Here is a 16,875-nt window from a genome sequence, read left to right on the forward strand (position 1 = left end):
CACCTCACCCGCCCGGAGTCCCACGCAGGTTTTCGGGCAGCCACGTTGCGAGGTCAGGGAACCAGATCAGGATGAAAACCATCAGCACCATGATCAGGAACATCGGAATCGCGGCGCGGGCGATATAGCCCATCTCATGGTTGGTCATCCCCTGCATCACGAACAGGTTGAACCCAATCGGCGGCGTGATTTGCGCCATCTCGACAACGACGACGATGAAGATTCCGAACCAGATCAGATCGATCCCGGCATCGCGGATCATCGGTTCAACCACCGCCATGGTCAGCACAACCGAGGAAATGCCGTCAAGGAAACACCCCAGAATGATATAGAACACCAGCAGGACCATCAGCAGCTCGAATCGGGTCAGCTCCCACCCGGCGATCAGGTCGGCCAACCCGCGTGGAAGGCCGGTGAAGCCCATCGAAAGCGACAGGAACGCCGCACCCGCAAGGATCAACGCAATCATCGCACTGGTCCGGGTGGCGCCCATCAGACTTTCAGTGAAGGTCTTCCATGTCAACGACCCCTGTCCTGCGGCCAACAGCAACCCTCCGATCACGCCAAAGGCGGCGGCCTCGGTCGCGGTGGCATAGCCAAGATACATCGAACCGATCACAACCACGATCAGCAGGATAACAGGCAAAAGAAAACGAGAGTTCTTGAGCTTTTCGGAGAAGGTCAGCTTACTTTCCTGGTTCGGGCTCCAGTCTTTGCCAAACCTGGAATAGATCGCGACATACCCCATGAACATCGCGGCCAGCACGAGGCCTGGCAGGATACCTGCAAAAAACAGCTTTGTGATCGATTCATTGATCGTAACACCATAGACGATCAACGTCAGAGACGGCGGGATCATCAGGCCAAGCGTGGCCGCCCCAGTAAGAGTACCAATGATCATACGCTCGGGGTAGTTGCGCTTGCGCAGCTCGGGGATCGACATCTTGCCGACCGTGGTCAGTGTGGCAGCCGACGAGCCCGAAACGGCCGCGAATACTGTGCAGCCCACGATATTTGTATGCACCAGCCCCCCGGGCAGTGGCGCCATCCAAGGGGAAAGACCCTTGAACATATCTTCGGATAATCGCGTTCGGTACAGAATCTCGCCCATCCAGATGAACATGGGCAAAGCGGTCAGGGTCCAGGACGAGGACGCTGACCAGATTGTTGTGATCATCACATCGCCGACGGGGCGGGTCGTAAACAGCTCCATCCCGACCCAGGCGACGCCCATCAGTGCAAGCCCGACCCAGACACCGGTGCCCAAAAGTGTGAATAGAACAAAGAGGAAGAGGATGATTACAGACACGTTTTCCATGCGCTCACTCCCCGTGGCTTTGATCGGCGAGATCGCGGACGATCCGGTGATCACCCTTGAACAGGACGTGGATCAGGTGATCAGTCAGAGCGATGGCTAGGATCACTGCCCCGATCAGCATGGTGGATTGAGGGATCCAAAGGGCGGTCTTATCCTGCCCCTGGCTGATATCGTTGAATTTCCAGCTCCAGTATACGAAGCGGTAGGCGTACCAGCAGAAATACCACATAACTGCGGAACCAATGGCGAAACACCAGATTTCAATAATACGTCGCACCCCGTCCGGAACCGCGTTCAGCAGGATCGAGACGCGGATGTGGCTGCCACGGTTCAGAGCATTGGCAAAGGCCAGGAACGAGGCCGCAGCCATAGCATAGCCCGCATAGTCTGGTGCGCCGGGAAAGACTTCTCCAGTCCAGCGCGCCAACATCTGCACCACGATCAGCAACAGAATGGCAATCAGGCTGAGTGCTGCCAGAACTCCTGCTGCCAAATAGATGAAATCCAGTACGGACCGAAGCCCTCGCAATACCGCCATTCCGTCCCCGCAATGTTATGATTTGATGGGTTAAGGGCGGCGAAAAACCCGCCGCCCACGCGCAGTTACTGCGACGAATTGAAGGCGTCGACGATGGCCTTGCCTTCGTCGCCGGCGGCTTCCAGCCATTCATTGGTCATGGTGACGCCGATGTCTTTCAACTCCTGAACCATCTGATCGGACGCAGGACCAACGGTCATTCCACCATCGCGCAAGCCTTGGAGCGTAAAACCGGTGTATTCCTTGGCCCGCCAGTTACCAGCGTATTCAGCCAGTTCCGCGCATGCTTTGATGATGTTCTTGTTGGCGTCAGATACGCCGGACCAAACGTCGGAGTTCACCATCACGTAGTTACGCGGCAACCAGGCATCGACCTCATAGAAATAGTTCAGGCTTTCCCAAACTTTGCGATCATAGCCGGTCGAGCCCGAGGACACCATCGAGTCTGCAACCCCCGTGGCAAATGCCTGACTGATTTCAGCCGCTTCGATGGTCACCGGTAGCATCCCCGTCAGCTCAGCCAGACGCGAGGTAGCGTTGTTATACGAGCGGAACTTGATGCCTTCCATATCGGCGACCGAGTTCACCTCATTCTTGAAGTACAGCCCCTGCGGCGGCCACGGCACAGCATAGAGCAGGGTCAGGTTTTGTTCGGCCAGCAGCTTTTCAAGCGAAGGTTTGGCGGCTTGCCACAACTTTTCGCTGTCATCGAAGGACGTGGCCAGGAACGGGATCGAGTCAAATCCGAATAGCGCGTTTTCATTCTGGTGGCCGGACAGCAGGCGCTCACCGATCGGGGCCTGCCCGGTCTGAATCGCGCGTTTGATGTCGGCGCCTTTGAACAACGAGCCCGAAGGGTGCGTGACGATTTCGATCTCACCACCGGTGCCGGTGGTCACGCATTTGGCGAATTCCGCGCCCGTGGCCGAGTGGAAGTTTGACGCGGCGTAGGCCATCGGCATGTCCCATTTCTCGGCCAGCGCGGGTGCGGCTGAGGCGGCTGTAAGGGCCGTCGCTGTCAGAAGGTTTGTTAGTTTTTTCATCACATTCTCCCTATTGAATATTTAGCTGTCATTTTGGTCATCAGCCTATTCTTATGTTGCAAAACGTGTGGGTGCGTAGACGCTCATATCGGCGTTCGGAGTTCTGCCCGCGATCATCTGTGCCAAAAGGCGCCCGGTTTTTGGCCCACCCGTCAAGCCGATGTGATGGTGACCAAACCCCAAGAACGCGCCATCAATCCCTGGAACATTGCCGATGATCGGAATCGAGTCCACAGGCGCCGGCCTGTGCCCCATCCATTCCACTTCCTCCTTCCATGTCACACCCGGAAAAGCCGCCCGCGCATTCTTGCGCATCAACTCGAACGGTGCACGCGAGGGCGGAGCTTCCAGCCCTCCAAACTCTACAATTCCCGCCAAGCGTATCCGCCCGTCCATAGGTGTGGCAACAAACTTGCCCGACGCGACCATAACCGGGCTGCGCGGCATTGCAGAAGGATCCACCAATTCAAGATGATAGCCACGTTCGCTTTCAAGCGGAACAGAAATGCCCAACCGTTTTGCCAAAGGCCCAGACCAAACTCCCGCCGTTACGATAGCCGTGTCGCAGGGGATGGTTTCCCCATTCGCACGTACACCCGTGACGCGGCCCTTTTCACGCACGACGTCTTCGACATTGGCGCGGATCACCCGGCCCCCATTCGCCTCGACATGTGTGGCCAAGTCCTTCACATAGCGCCCGGGATCCGTGATATGTCCATGCTCAGACAGTTTGGCGGCGAAACCGATGTCCGGGCTGAAGATCGGGTCGTAGTCATGGAAAGCTTTGCCTTCCAATTCATCCCACTCAAACCCGTGCTTGCGCCGAATGTTCCAGCCGAAAGCATCTTCTTCGAATTGAGTGCGATCATTGTAAAGGAACAGGTAATCTGACGGTACGATCCACTGTTCCGCAGCTGTGCCAGAAGCCAGAGCCTTGTGATCGTTCAAGCTGTCGCCAACAATGGGCGCAAGGGCCGCAGCTATCCGCGCGACATCATTGGCGTTTGCATGGCTTAAGTAGTTTTTTAGCCACGGAATCAGCTTGGGCAGGTATCCCCATTTCAGGAACAGGGGCTGAGACGGGCTGAACAACATCTTTGGTGCTTTGCCCAGCAGGCCGGGAACTGTCACGGGTATGATGGAACAGGAGGCCAGAACCCCGCCATTACCGTGCGAGGCTCCTTCACCCGGCCCGGCCTTGTCGATCAGGATCACATCGTGACCGTCACGCTGCAGCCAGACCGCTGCAGAGACGCCTACGATACCAGCGCCGATAATGGCTATGGTCTTTTTTTCGCTCATGCCGCCACGGCCTTGGCTGTGGCATAACGATTCAGCTTTGCCACATCTGGCCTGCCGCCCAACCCGGGCCCTGTAGGGACGACGACTTGGCCGTTTTTGATCTGAAACGGCTCCTCCAGAATATCCTCCTGCAGGAAATACGAGGCCTGATAGAACTCGCATCCAAGCGTGATTTCAGGGGTTGCCGCGATCATGTGGGTACCCGCCAAATGCGCCAGACCGGCCTCGAACATGTCACCGCCATAGGCCATCAGACCATGCGCCGCTGCTATACGGGCGACCGTTTGGCCGCGCGTTAATCCGCCGGATTTCATGATCTTCACTGATACGCCGTCGCAAATCCCTTCGCGTGCGGCACGCTCCATATCTTCGGGGCCAAAGACGCTTTCATCAGCCAACAGAGGCACGTCGACCATCTGCCGCAACCTTGCCATCATACTGTAATGATGGGCGCGCACTGGCTGTTCGATAAAGTCCGGATTAAACTGGGCCGCATCTCGCACCTGTGCCGGAGCGTCTTCGATATCGAGCCCTTGGTTATAGTCTACCCGTACCGAGAATTCCGGATAGTTCAGTGCAATGTGCTCCAGTCGCATGATGTCGAATGCATGATCCTTGAACCCGGTTTTTAGCTTTACAATCCGAACTCCATCCTCCTTCAGCCGAGACAGAAGATCGATATCCTGTGCAAACTCAGGGTTCGCAATGGAACAGCTGAGGGGAATAGAGTCGCGGCAGCGACCACCCAGCAGAGACCAGACCGGAACACCAGAAACTCGGCCGCCGAGATCCAGAAGAGCGGTTTCCAACGCCGCTTTGGCTTCGGTGCAATGCGCTACGGCGTTCGCCGCGCGTGCCATGATGGCTGCGCGATCACCAATTGTTGCCCCCACAACAAGCGGTCGCAGATATCGATCCAGCGCTGCATAGCTGGCTTCGGGCGTGCCGGTGAACACCGACCACGGCGATGCCTCTCCGAACCCTTCTGATCCGTCCTCCGCCGTTAACCGCAGGACAACAACCTCGCAGGTGCCCTCTACAGAGCCGATTCCGTGGTCCCGGCGCGACGTGACTGGCAGTTTCAGGTGCCACAGATCAAACCCAATGATTTTCTGGTTCAGATCGCTCATTTCATCCCCTGTTGACGAAAAGAAGCCTGCCTTGACCAGCATATCATTTCAAATACTATATATTTGAGCGTTCATCAGAAAAAGTGATACTGTCAGATGCCCCTGAGGTTTCGCCAACTACAAGCATTCCACGCCATAATGGAGACCGGAACCGTGACCGGTGCGGCCTCGGTTCTAGGCATCTCGCAACCGGGGATCAGCAACCTTCTGGCACAGCTTGAACGTGAGGCGCGGTTGCCGCTGTTTGAACGAAGCAGGGGCCGCTTACTGCCAACGCCTGAGGCCGAGTTGCTCTATCATGAAGTCGACACAGTTGTGCGCGGGTTGGACCATGTAGCGCAGGCTGTGACGGACCTGCAGAACAAGCACCCGGGTCAGTTACAGGTCGCTGCCCCTCATTTGCTCTCGTTCGGATTCATGCCCCGAGAAATCGCGCGATTTGCCAAGAGCCGCCCGAACCTGTCGGTCAGCTTTCAGTCGCAATACTCGTCGAAGATTCAGGAATGGGTGATCTCGGGCCTTTTTGAGATCGGTATTGTCGAAATGCCGATCCTGCACGACACGCTGAACTATCAGGTATTTCAATTCGAAACGCTGGCGACCTTTCCCGAAGACAGCCCACTTGCAAAACACGACGTACTGACGCCGGAAGTTCTGGAAAACGAGCCCTTCATCGTCATGGGCCCCGAGCACCAGACCCATCGCAGAACCCGTGACATATTTCATAACGCCGGGTGCACTTGGCGAACTCAGATTCACACGCATCTATCCGAGAATCTGCTGAGTTTCGTAAAGCAGGGCATGGGCGTCGCGATGATAGATCCGTTTACGGTCAACTTTGACGGAGAGAGCGGATATCAAACCCGCCCCTTCCGGCCCGCAGTAATGCTGGACCTTGCTATCATCACGGCCAAGGGCCGCCCTCTTTCGACCATCGCGCAGGAGTTTTTGGCTCAGCTAACTCCCTCCATCGCCTCTTACGCAACCCATTCCGAAACTGGCGCTGCTGCCTCGTGAAGTTGTTGCGAGTGGATATCCACCAGCGTAGGACCGTCATGTTCGACGGCTTGTTTAAGTACTTTGGGCAGGTCCTCGGGGTCTTTGACTGTCCATGATTTGACCCCAAAGGCGGACGCAACCGCTGCGTGGTCAGTGCGGTTAAAATCGACGTTATAGAACCGCTGGCCGAAACCGGAAGCCTGCCCGGCCTTGATCCAACCAAAAACCGAATTCGAGAACACGATTGAGGTGATTGGCATCTTGTGCCGCACCATGGTTTCGAACTCGCCGCAGGTAAACCCGAACGAACCATCGCCCATGACAGACAGCGTTTTGACGGACGGGCGGCCGACATGCGCCCCCATCGCCGCACCCAGTGAATACCCCAACGCCCCGTGTGCCCGATTAGTGATGAAGTGCCGCCCGGGTTTGCGCCAGCGATAATGCGCACTGAAATAGGGGCAAGGCGTGCCAGGGTCAGCGACAACAATCGCATCGTCGTCGAGGATATCCATCAGTGAGGCCATGACGGCCTCAGGCCGGATCGGGGTCTCACGGCTTGCGGCAAGCGGAGCGAACGCGGCCATCTTGGCCTCCCACGCTGCGCGGGCCTTAACTGCTCCGCCGAGGCTTGGCAGGCCCTGCCGCGCTTCTAGTGCTTCGGCCAGAGCCTCAAGGGCCAGACGAGCATCGGCGCAGATGGCCACTTCGGTCTGATAGTTCGCACCGATCACCATCGGGTCACTGTCGATGTGGATGATGGTGGTATTACGACCCGGGCTTCGCCATCGTTCTGTAGTTACCGACCCCGCGCGGCATCCGATGAACAGGACCACGTCGGCCTGATCGATCACGGCGCGGGTCGCGGGAACACCTCCGTTCGACCCGACGACCCCCAAAGCCAGCGGGTCGGTCTCGGCGATGGAACCCTGCCCCGAAACCGTTGTGGCCACAGGCATATCCAGCAAACCCGCAACGCGATGCAATGCGCCTTCGGCCCCGGACAAGACCGGCCCACCGCCACAGACGGCCACGGCAGATTTTGCTTTTGCCAGTATCTCTGCCGCAGCTTCAATCGCATCCAGATCAGGTCCGGCCCGTTCTGCCGGATAACTGCGGTGCCGCGCATCGGCCCAGATCTCGGCCTCGTCCACCTGGGCTTTTTGCGTATCAAACGGCAGCGCCAGGTGCGTCGCACCGGGTGTACCGGTTGTCATCGCCCGGAACGCAGCCCGCACCATGGCCGGCAGTCGTGTCGCGTCGTCCAGCGAAGCGTTCCACTTGGCAAGAGGCCGGAACAACCCAGGCTGGTCCAACTCGGTCAAAGGGTATTTTCCTCGGCTGGTCGTCGCCACATCCGAGGTGATCGCCAAAATCGGCACCGAGCTTTCGTTGGCTTCGACCACCCCCGGCAGGATATAGGTCGCGCCGCCACCCGAAGGCCCTTCGCAAACGCCCGGTTTGCCGGTTACGCGCGCATAACCATCCGCCATATAGGCCGCGTGCCGTTCATCCCGGGTCAGAATGTGCTGAATGCCATGATCCATCCGCGCCATCGCGTCATAGAAGGGCAGCGTGGTATCGCCGCACAAGCCAAACATATGCTTCACGCCATGCGCCTCGAGCATGCGCACCATTGCCTCGGCCCCAGTCAGATAATTCGTCCCTGTCATGGCTTGCGATTCCTTTCAACAGACTCTGCACACACTGCTGTATACAGTTTTGTATATTGATTTCAAGAACCGAATGTGGCACCTGTGACTCGCGATTAATGAGGCTGAAAACATGGCGGGTCCCCGCGTCGATGACATTTATGATCAGGTCAAGGCGATGGCGGTTTCTTTCCGCCTGCGCCCCGGTGATCGTCTGAACGAAGTTGCTCTTTCCAAGGAGCTGGGTGTCAGTCGCACGCCCCTTCGTGAGGCACTGAACCGGCTGGTGGCCGAGCGATTGTTTGACTTCCGCCCCGGCCAAGGCTTCTTTTGCCGCCCACTTGACGCTCAGAGTGTGTTCGACCTGTTCGAACTGCGCCAGATCATTGAGGTCGCCGCAGTTCGCACCGCCTGTACCAAGGCCTCGGATGACGACTTGTGGTCCCTTAGGGATGAGCTCTATGCGACCGGGATCGACATCACTGGTCTGACAGTCGAGGAAGCCGTCAATCGAGACGAGGCCTTCCATCTGGGTATTGCAAAACTGTCCGGCAACGCAGAACTGCTGCAGACCCTCACCCGGATCAACGAACGCATCCGCTATATCCGCTGGATCTCGATGAGCATGGATCGGGTTCATCGTTCGAAAGACGAACACAAACAGGTCATGCTGGCCCTTCTGGACCGCGACGCAGACGAGGCCGCGCGTGTATTGGGTGCGCATATCGCCAAGCGGATGGATCAGGTGCAGGACGCCGTGCGTCAGGGGATCTCAAGCATTTACATGGAAGGGTCCGAAGTCATTTCGAACCGTATCATCGAAGAGGCACAGGCATGATCGCACAGGGCGGAAAATCCATTTACGGTGCATCAGTCGGCATCCTCATGCTGGACGCAAGATTTCCCCGTATCCCCGGCGATATGGGCAATGCGCTGACGTGGCCGTTCCCAGTGCTGTATCGCATTGTCCGTAATGCCTCACCTGACCGGATCGTTCGCCGTAAGGCCGAGGGCATGCTGGACGCGTTCGTCGAAGCGGCCGAGGATCTGGTCAAGGATGGGGTGGACGGAATTACCACCAATTGCGGGTTTCTTTCCCTGTTCCAAAAGGAACTGTCCGATGCCGTACCGGTTCCGGTCGTCACATCTTCGCTCATGCAAGTCGATATGGTGAACCGCACACTTCCAGCGGGTAAGCGTGCCGGGGTTCTGACTATCTCGGCATCCACACTTACCCAGGATCACTTGCAGGCTGCGCTGGTACCGCAAGATACACCGATTGGCACCACTGAAGGTGGCCGCGAGTTTACCCGGGTCATTCTTGAAAATGAGATGTCGCTTGATGTGGGCAAGGCGCGCGCCGATAACGTCGAGGCCGCTCTTGCATTGCAGTCTAACCACCCCGAGCTGGGTGCAATTGTTCTGGAATGCACCAATATGTGCCCCTATGCGGTGGATATTCAGCAGGCGACAGGCCTGCCGGTCTATTCGATGGTAACGCTTGTCAATTGGTTCCAAGCGGGGCTGACACCACCAGCGTATTAACAGTTGCCCAATCGTCCAGAGACGCACCATCTCTCACGTCTCGGTCAGGCATTGCCAACTTGTTTGCGGGTTTTGAACTGGTTACGCCTCCCGCATGAAAAGGCCGCCCAAAATGCCGCGCCTGAAGGGTCTTCGTTTTCCGCGTGAGATCATCGCCTATGCCATTTGGGTCTACCATCGCTTTGCACTCAACACCGCTGATGTTGAAGATCTGCTCGCCGAACGGGGTGTGATCGTCAGCCGGGAAGCGATCCACCGATGGGTGAACCCCTTTGGCCGACATTTCGCCAATTGCATCAGGCGAGACCGGCCAAAGGGGCTGACAAATGGCATCTGGACGAAGTGGTCGTCCCGATCAACGGTCGGATATGCTGGCCTTTGCGGGCGGTGGATGCGAACGGAGATGCTCTTGATATGCTCGTCCAACCACGGTGGAATGCCAAGGCAGGCGCAAAGGTTCCTGAGCGCTCACGATCAGGTCAAAACCGTTTTTTGCCCCCTCCGTTATCAACGCTCCGCCGTCTCATACCGTTGCGCCAGGACCGATGCTTTTGAATTCTGGGACGACTATGCCCTCGAAATGACCGCCTGACGGACGCAGATCAGGCCGCATTCAGGTCCGCGCAAACAAATTGGCAATGCAGATCAGACCTTTTTTGCCGAAGGTATGGCCGAAGATATCATTTCTGCACCGTCCAAGTTTCACTGGTTCTTCGTAATCTCTCGGGACTCGAGTTTTTCCTACCCAAATCGCGCCATCGGAACGGAGCAAATCGCCCGGGATTTAGGCGTGCAATACGTTCTAGAGGGCAGCGTTCGAAGGGTCGGCAACAGGGTGCGCGTCTCAGCGCAGTTGATCGACGCCGTCGCAAACCATTACGTCTGGACCGAGCGGTTTGACGGTGTGATTGAAGACATCTTCGATCTGCAGGACGAGATCACGCAAAAAATTTTGGGCGCAGTCGCGTCTGAATACCTGTCTGCAGAAATGCAGCGCGCACGACGCAAGGTGGTACCACGAATGGATACCTGGGAACTGACCGCGCGCGCCCATTGGCATATCTCGCAATTCGCAAAGGCCGACATCGCCGAAGCCCAGAACCTGTTGCTGAAAGCTGTCGAACTGAATCCGCAAAGCGCATTCGGGTTGGCAGACCTGTCTTTCACGCATCTGATGCAGTGCGTGAACGGCTGGAGTGGTGATCGGGACGTATCAAAGGCCGAAGCGGTGCGCCTGGCGCATCTTGCGGTACCAGTGCAGCTTCCCGAAAGCAGACATTTCCGGTTCACATCAAACCAACTTCACTTCGGATGGGCCAACTTGTCTGCGTTTTCTGCGGCCCATTCGTGCATCGCACGCAGCAACGGGATCAAGCTTTGTCCTAGAGGGGTCAGGCTGTATTCCACATGCGGCGGAATGGTCTTGAAGTCCTTGCGGGCGACTATCCCAGCCGCTTGCAACTCGCTAAGCTGCCGCGTCAGCGTGCGGTGTGTGATACTTCCAAGGTTGCGCTGAAGCTGGTTGAACCGAGAGGTTTTTAGCGCCAGCCAGTAGATAATCAGAAGTTTCCACTTGCCGGATATCGCCTCGATCAACGGTTCGATAAGGCAGTTTTCGTCCGTTTCGAGGTGCGTCATTACAGTATCCTATAGGACCGTACTTGTCGTTGTGATCTTACCTTTCTAACTAGGGCTCAGACCCAAAAAACGCAATGAGGAACGGGATGGACCAGAAAAGAGTCGTGATTGTCGGCGGGGGATACGTCGGCTTTGAGGTGGCCAAGGCCCTTGATGAGCATGCCGACGTCACGTTGATTGAGCAGCGCGAAGCGTTTGTACAGCCGCCAGCGGCCATTCGCGCCCTGCTGCAGCCGGGTATTCTAGATCAGATCATTCTTCCTTACGACCGATTGCTCAAACATGGCCAGGTCGTGCGCGGGCGTGCCACCGCCGTCAGTCAATTCGAGGTCACCCTTGACGATGGCAAAGCCTACCCTGCCGACTACATCGTACTGGCCACAGGGTCGTCCTATGCCGCCCCCTTCAAACCGGCGGGTGACAGCATTGCGGATTTTCGCAATGCGAGTGCTGTCGTAAGCGCGCAACTCTCGGCCGCCCATTCGGTCGTCATTGTTGGCGCCGGCGCTGTCGGCACCGAGTTGGCCGGTGAGATTGCCGCAGCACAGCCGGACAAAGACATTACATTGGTGTCGTCGGACAACACGCTCTTCCCGATGTATCCCTGCAAGCTGGGAGCGCAACTAAAGCGTAAACTGGAACGTGCTGGCGTGAGCGTCGTGCTGGGTCAACGGGCAGAGAACCTGCAACATGTGGACAAGCCCTACGCCGGGCCTGTCGCATTGACCGATGGCCGCGTGATCCAGGCGGATCTGGTCTTTCCCGTGATCGGATCAAGGCCAAATGCGGGTTTGGCGCAAAGCCTGCCTGGCGTGACCGTGGCACCGTCGGGCCGGGTCAAAACAGACCAATGGTTGCGCCCGTCCGACTATCCGAATGTCTTTGTGGCAGGGGATATTGCCGATGTGGGTGACGGCATGACAATCGTTGCGATCTCCCGGCAAAACCCGTGGCTGATTAAGACCTTGAAACGGGAGTTGCGCGGGCAAGCAGTCGAGCAACAGAAGCCCTATTTGCCATGGAAGACGGCCCCGATTCTGCTTCCACTAGGGCCCAAAATCGGAAATAGCTGGCTTTTTGCAACGGTCGGCGATTGGATCACCCGTCGGATGAAGGGCAAGGACCTCTTCATTCCGAAATATCGCAAGGCCTTCAGACGCTAGACGAGCTGATTGGCCGGAAACCTAATAACCTACTTAGGATGTCTTCAGGAGCTCATCCTATGACACGTGTTGGCCTTCCCAAATTTCCCACACGCCACGGCTAAATGAGTGAGCGCATCCAGCAGGCCTATATCAAAGGGGCCATTGAGAAAGGATTGCTGCCGTCCGTGGCACATCGCGTGGCTGAGGTCGTCTCATTGACCGCGCCACGTGACAGGTCGAAACCGATCCAGTTCTGGCAGCTCTTCTCGGTTCTTGGCCAGGATGCAATCGTGGGGATTGTCACCCGGTTCTATGAACGCGTCTTTGTTGATGAGCCCTGGTTCACCTCCATTTTTGAGCGTGTCGGTGGGCTCAACCATCATATTGCGACCCAAGCCTCTATGTGGATCGACGTGATGGGGAGTGGCCCCCATTACCACGGTGCGGAGTTCAGGCTGAGCTTTCATCATGCGCACAATGCGATAGCGCTGGTGATGTGAAACCCTAGCCCGTTCCTGCCGTTGGCCCATGGGTCAAGATGCTGCGGTTGCAATCCGCATTGTCGACATTCGCCGCGCGTGCAAAATCTGAAGCCGCTCGAACTCACACAACGCGGACTTTCCTGCCGTTCGTGATGACCAATCAAAAGTCCGCTTTGTAGTGCGCGAGGAACATGGCGACGCAATCGTCCAGTACGTCTTTCGGCGTCGGGTTGCGTGGTCTCAGTGGATTGCCGCTTGAGTCCCAATAAGCATGCCGCCCAATCTTATTTGGATAGGGCACACATGATCACCGCGTAGACTCCCCCCCAGTCGAAGAAAATGGTCTCTGCGGCGAGTACGATCCACGAAGACATCGGCTGAAAAAGGGCCATCATCTAAGCCGCAGCGAAAAATAGCATTTGACAGAGTGCGGACACTATCTTCAATGTACAGCAACACCCCTATAAGTAGATTGGTCCGGAAAGATGCAACTAAGGTTCAGTTTACATTCTTCCACCCGCATCGCCGCAGTTGTGGCAGCTACTTCATTAGTTGGGTGGGTATTCTATCTTCAATTTTCACATCACAATCTGTCGCATACAAACGAAGCTCTCAACGCGCGCTGTAGAGATGACAGTTCTGATCCAAGTCTCGTAGTCGATGCTTGCACGCAGCTAATGCTGGCCGAGAGTGCTTCAACTAAAAGAACCGTTTCGTTGACTCTGAAGCGGGCTTGGGCAAATAAGCGTGGTGGTAAATTCGAGCGTGCTTTGGCTGATGTCGATGTAGCAATGGTGCTTGAGCCAGAAAATCCATTGCCATGGGTGTTCCGTGCATACATCAACGATGCAATGGGCTTTGACGATGAAGTACAGTCAGATATCGCACATGCGAGAAAGCTCGCGCCCGAAGACCCAGATACACTCGTTAGAATTGCACGATTCAACTTTAAACGAGGTAATCTAGAAAGCTCACTAAGAGACTATCGCGAACTACTAAACAAAAAGCCTTACGAAAAGAATGCAAGTCAATACGTGATAGCTATATTGTTTAAACTAGAGAAATACGACATCGCGAATGAACAATTGCAGCGGCATCTAGCACTATGGCCAAACGACTACTCCGCCCACCGAACGCTTGGTCTTTTGCACTTACACCACACAAAGGACATGAAAAAAGCGATTAGTGCTTTTTCAACTGTGGGGGATTTGCAGCCGGACGAAATTGGTAGGTTTCTTTTTCCAGCTATGGTTTATTTTGAGTCTGGGGACGTTCGAAAAGGGCAGGACCTGATCGCCAAGATTGGACAACAAATGTTCAGCGAAGCGGTGAGTAATACCGGTCTGCCAAAGCAACTCCTCGGTAAACTAAATCGAAACGCGGCTAGCGAATCTAACGATGAACTCGTCTTCAGAGCAATTGGTTTCGCGTTGGCGGGGCAGAAAGAGTTGGCCAAGGCTTCATTTGACGAATATCTCGAATTCGGCGGTGGGCAGGCGGCCACGCTTTTGGACAATATCATAGACTCTGCAGAAGTCGACGTTGATCATTCTCGGAGCCCCCATTCTCATGAGCATTTGGATCTTAAAATAGATTTATTTATTAATAATTTGGCGCATATTTGGTCTTTCGAGAATATGAAGAACTTATTGTAGAAGTTATGAATTGAGCTAGCGCTTTTCAGTCGACCTAACGAGTTTCACCCTCTCCTTCTCAGAAAAATGATCAACAACCAATAGCCATAGGTGCAGTTATGTCTTGTCACAATGATTCCGACCAAAACACGACGCCCGAACAAAGCCCCGAGGCCCCAATCCCGATGGAGGAATTGGGGGAGCATGCCTTTGACCATATGGGAGATGTTATGACGGGGACCCAACGGGAAGTCGGAGAACGCATTGTTGATGATATAGTCGGACCAGCTGCTGTAGGTGGAGTAGTAGGTTTTGCGGGCCGTGCTCTCGGCTATTTGGATGACTTTGCCGCGGCGGTAACAGCTGTTATAGTGGCCGGAGCAGGGTTTATCTGGAACAAGATCAACCCCTTCGATTGCCCTCCCACTTCTCCCCTTGTCATTGATCTGGATGGGGATGGAATTGAACTAACTTCGTTGGGCGACTCTAATGCGTTCTTTGATCTTAACGTTGATGGGTTTGCTGAACGTACGGGATGGGTTCAATCTGACGACGGTCTTCTCGCGCTAGATATCAATGGCAATGGCGAGATTGACGACAACTCCGAACTCTTTGGAAATGCAACCGGTTTTGATAACGGCTTTCTTCAGTTGGCCGAGTTGGATTCTAACGACGACGGGGTGATTGATGGCAATGACACAGGGTTCGCGGAATTACAGATTTGGCGTGATTTTGATCAAGATGGCGTTTCCGATTCTGGAGAGCTTCAAGCGTTGAGCGATGCGGGCATCGCTTCGATTTCCTTGGATGCCATAGAGGTGGAAGAAACTAACCTTGATCACTTGGTTACCGATAGAAGCACGGTGACATTCACCGATGGAACCAACGGCATAATTGAAGATGTCCATTTTCAGAACGACACGACGCTAGCTTACAAGCTTCTTCCCGATGAGTTTGAGTTTCATCCTACGGCGCTCGCCCTTCCGCTGCTATGGGGCTTCGGTCAGATAGCCTCCAGTTGGGTTTCTTATTCAGAAGACCAAGTCCTGCGAGATGAAGCGGTAAGCCTTGTTAATCAATTAGCCACCGGAGATGTGACCGGCTTTTTAGAAGATTTTGAAGGTTTTGTTTTGATATGGGCTGGTGTCGCAGATGTCCCTGCTGACAGTCGTGGTGAACACATTGATGCCCGCAAATTAGCATTTCTTGAGAAGATGCATGGCACCGCGTTTGTGGATCAGTACGGCGGGTCAAACCCTCGTGTCAATGCAGGCGTTGAACTTGAAATGTACTTTGAAGAAACGGTCAAGCAACTTGCAGGGGTCTTTATGGCTCAATCTGCCGTATCAAAGGGATTCCTTGATGCGTATGAAGCTGATAATCTCGCTGCGTTTCAACCAAGCTTTGAAGGAAACCCCCTTTCGGTATTCACCAACCTTGTAAATGTAACCTCAGGAGAACGAACGCTCAGTGGAGACTTGTCTGAAGTTCTCGCGGGTCTGCAGAATTCAATTGAAAACGGCGAAATAACAACCGCTAACGCGATAGCTGCCGTAATGTTGTTGAAAACAGATTTCAGTTCCAACGAAAAGGAATTCCACCTCCTCCTTCAGGTTGCTGTTGTTAAGGCTGGCTTAGATCCGACCACCGATTTCATCACCGCCTTGACTTTCGCAGACGACCAGCAACTTCTGGACGGCGCAACGGGCAACGACACAATCACGGCGGACAGTGCAAGTTACATCAGAGCTGGCGCTGGTGATGACATTGTCACTGGAAGCGCCGGTCAGGATTTAATCTACGGTGGTGAAGGCAATGATACGCTGAACGGAGGCGGAGGTGCTGATATCTATGTTTACAGTCTCGGCGATGGCAGTGATACAATCAAAGACTATAGCACCAAAAGTGAGAACGACCGGCTTGTCTTCACCGATGTGAATGCCGACGACGTAACTTTCTCGCAGAATTCCGGTAAAGATCTGATCATCACGTTGAGCAATGGCGACACGATCACCATCACCGACCACTTCGACAATGGTTGGGAAGATATGGAGTTGATCGAGTTTGCTGACGGCACCGTGCTCGATTTGGCCGGGATCGCCGCAAAAACGATCAGTGACCAGAATGGGGACGGCGACGATGTAGTGCGCGGTAGCACCGGTGCTGACACGTTCCACGGCGGGGTCGGTAACGACACGCTGATCGGTGGTACTGGCGCCGATACCTATATCTACAGCCTCGGCGACGGCAGTGACACGATCAAAGACTATAGCACCCGGAGCGAGGACGACCGCCTTATTTTCACCGACTTGAATGCAGACGACGTAACTTTCTCGCAGAATTCCGGTAAAGATCTGATCATCACGTTGAGCAATGGCGACACGATCACCATCACCGACCATTTCGACAATGGTTGGGAAGATATGGAGTTGATCGAGTTTGCTGACGG

15 protein-coding genes and 1 pseudogene are annotated in these 16,875 nt (G+C 55.3%); 8 read left to right on the forward strand and 8 right to left on the reverse strand.

The window, feature by feature from the left end; all coding sequences use genetic code 11:
- Positions 1–4: 4 nt before the first annotated feature.
- The 5 genes from GOX88_RS19035 to GOX88_RS19055 form a co-directional block, all read right to left on the reverse strand.
- A complete protein-coding gene (locus GOX88_RS19035) occupies positions 5–1,318 on the reverse strand; it encodes a TRAP transporter large permease (protein WP_170405502.1) in 1,314 nt (437 codons plus the stop codon).
- 4 nt (positions 1,319–1,322) lie between these two features.
- A complete protein-coding gene (locus GOX88_RS19040; RefSeq protein WP_170405505.1) occupies positions 1,323–1,856 on the reverse strand; it encodes a TRAP transporter small permease in 534 nt (177 codons plus the stop codon).
- A 65-nt stretch (positions 1,857–1,921) separates the two neighbouring features.
- Positions 1,922–2,899 carry a TRAP transporter substrate-binding protein gene (locus GOX88_RS19045; RefSeq protein ID WP_170405508.1) on the reverse strand — a complete coding sequence of 326 codons (978 nt, stop codon included), beginning with the start codon at positions 2,897–2,899 and terminating at the stop codon, positions 1,922–1,924.
- A 51-nt stretch (positions 2,900–2,950) separates the two neighbouring features.
- Positions 2,951–4,201: an NAD(P)/FAD-dependent oxidoreductase gene (locus GOX88_RS19050; protein WP_170405511.1), complete on the reverse strand. Its 1,251-nt coding sequence runs from the start codon at positions 4,199–4,201 to the stop codon at positions 2,951–2,953.
- Complete coding sequence (locus GOX88_RS19055) at positions 4,198–5,331, reverse strand: enolase C-terminal domain-like protein (RefSeq protein ID WP_170405514.1); 1,134 nt, start codon at positions 5,329–5,331, stop codon at positions 4,198–4,200. Before GOX88_RS19055 ends, GOX88_RS19050 begins: the two co-directional genes overlap by 4 nt.
- A 96-nt stretch (positions 5,332–5,427) precedes the next feature.
- Here GOX88_RS19055 and GOX88_RS19060 point away from each other — a divergent pair, with 96 nt between their 5' ends.
- A complete protein-coding gene (locus GOX88_RS19060) occupies positions 5,428–6,348 on the forward strand; it encodes a LysR family transcriptional regulator (protein ID WP_170405517.1) in 921 nt (306 codons plus the stop codon).
- Here GOX88_RS19060 and GOX88_RS19065 read toward each other — a convergent pair.
- On the reverse strand, positions 6,309–8,003 hold the full coding sequence (locus GOX88_RS19065; RefSeq protein ID WP_170405520.1) for a thiamine pyrophosphate-binding protein: 1,695 nt from the start codon (positions 8,001–8,003) through the stop codon (positions 6,309–6,311). The two genes, GOX88_RS19060 and GOX88_RS19065, sit on opposite strands and share 40 nt — an antisense overlap.
- Before the next feature lie 112 nt (positions 8,004–8,115).
- Between GOX88_RS19065 and GOX88_RS19070 the strand changes: the two genes are divergently transcribed.
- The 3 genes and pseudogenes from GOX88_RS19070 to GOX88_RS19080 all read left to right on the forward strand — a co-directional run bounded on the left by GOX88_RS19070 (position 8,116) and on the right by GOX88_RS19080 (position 10,119).
- Positions 8,116–8,820 carry a GntR family transcriptional regulator gene (locus tag GOX88_RS19070; protein ID WP_170405523.1) on the forward strand — a complete coding sequence of 235 codons (705 nt, stop codon included), beginning with the start codon at positions 8,116–8,118 and terminating at the stop codon, positions 8,818–8,820.
- Positions 8,817–9,527 carry an aspartate/glutamate racemase family protein gene (locus GOX88_RS19075; protein WP_170405526.1) on the forward strand — a complete coding sequence of 237 codons (711 nt, stop codon included), beginning with the start codon at positions 8,817–8,819 and terminating at the stop codon, positions 9,525–9,527. Before GOX88_RS19070 ends, GOX88_RS19075 begins: the two co-directional genes overlap by 4 nt.
- 94 nt (positions 9,528–9,621) lie before the next feature.
- Positions 9,622–10,119: pseudogene (locus tag GOX88_RS19080) on the forward strand (IS6 family transposase).
- A gap of 252 nt (positions 10,120–10,371) precedes the next feature.
- Here GOX88_RS19080 and GOX88_RS19085 read toward each other — a convergent pair.
- Entirely contained in the window at positions 10,372–10,698 is a 327-nt protein-coding gene (locus tag GOX88_RS19085) for a hypothetical protein (RefSeq protein ID WP_170405530.1), read from the reverse strand.
- 131 nt (positions 10,699–10,829) lie between these two features.
- Positions 10,830–11,165, reverse strand: a complete 336-nt coding sequence (locus tag GOX88_RS19090; RefSeq protein ID WP_170405533.1) for a winged helix-turn-helix transcriptional regulator — start codon at positions 11,163–11,165, stop codon at positions 10,830–10,832.
- A 74-nt stretch (positions 11,166–11,239) separates the two neighbouring features.
- Between GOX88_RS19090 and GOX88_RS19095 the strand changes: the two genes are divergently transcribed.
- From GOX88_RS19095 to GOX88_RS19110, 4 genes are all read left to right on the forward strand, one after another.
- On the forward strand, positions 11,240–12,328 hold the full coding sequence (locus GOX88_RS19095; RefSeq protein WP_170405537.1) for an NAD(P)/FAD-dependent oxidoreductase: 1,089 nt from the start codon (positions 11,240–11,242) through the stop codon (positions 12,326–12,328).
- Positions 12,329–12,432: 104 nt separating this feature from the next.
- Positions 12,433–12,810 (forward strand): hypothetical protein, encoded by a 378-nt coding sequence (locus GOX88_RS19100; protein WP_174826184.1) that lies wholly within the window; start codon positions 12,433–12,435, stop codon positions 12,808–12,810.
- A gap of 467 nt (positions 12,811–13,277) precedes the next feature.
- Positions 13,278–14,447, forward strand: a complete 1,170-nt coding sequence (locus tag GOX88_RS19105; RefSeq protein WP_170405540.1) for a tetratricopeptide repeat protein — start codon at positions 13,278–13,280, stop codon at positions 14,445–14,447.
- A gap of 209 nt (positions 14,448–14,656) precedes the next feature.
- On the forward strand, positions 14,657–16,875 hold a 2,219-nt coding region (locus GOX88_RS19110; protein ID WP_302478205.1), incomplete at its 3' end, for a BapA/Bap/LapF family prefix-like domain-containing protein.

It is taken from the genome of Ruegeria arenilitoris (assembly GCF_013030985.1).
Classification (GTDB): domain Bacteria; phylum Pseudomonadota; class Alphaproteobacteria; order Rhodobacterales; family Rhodobacteraceae; genus Ruegeria; species Ruegeria arenilitoris_B.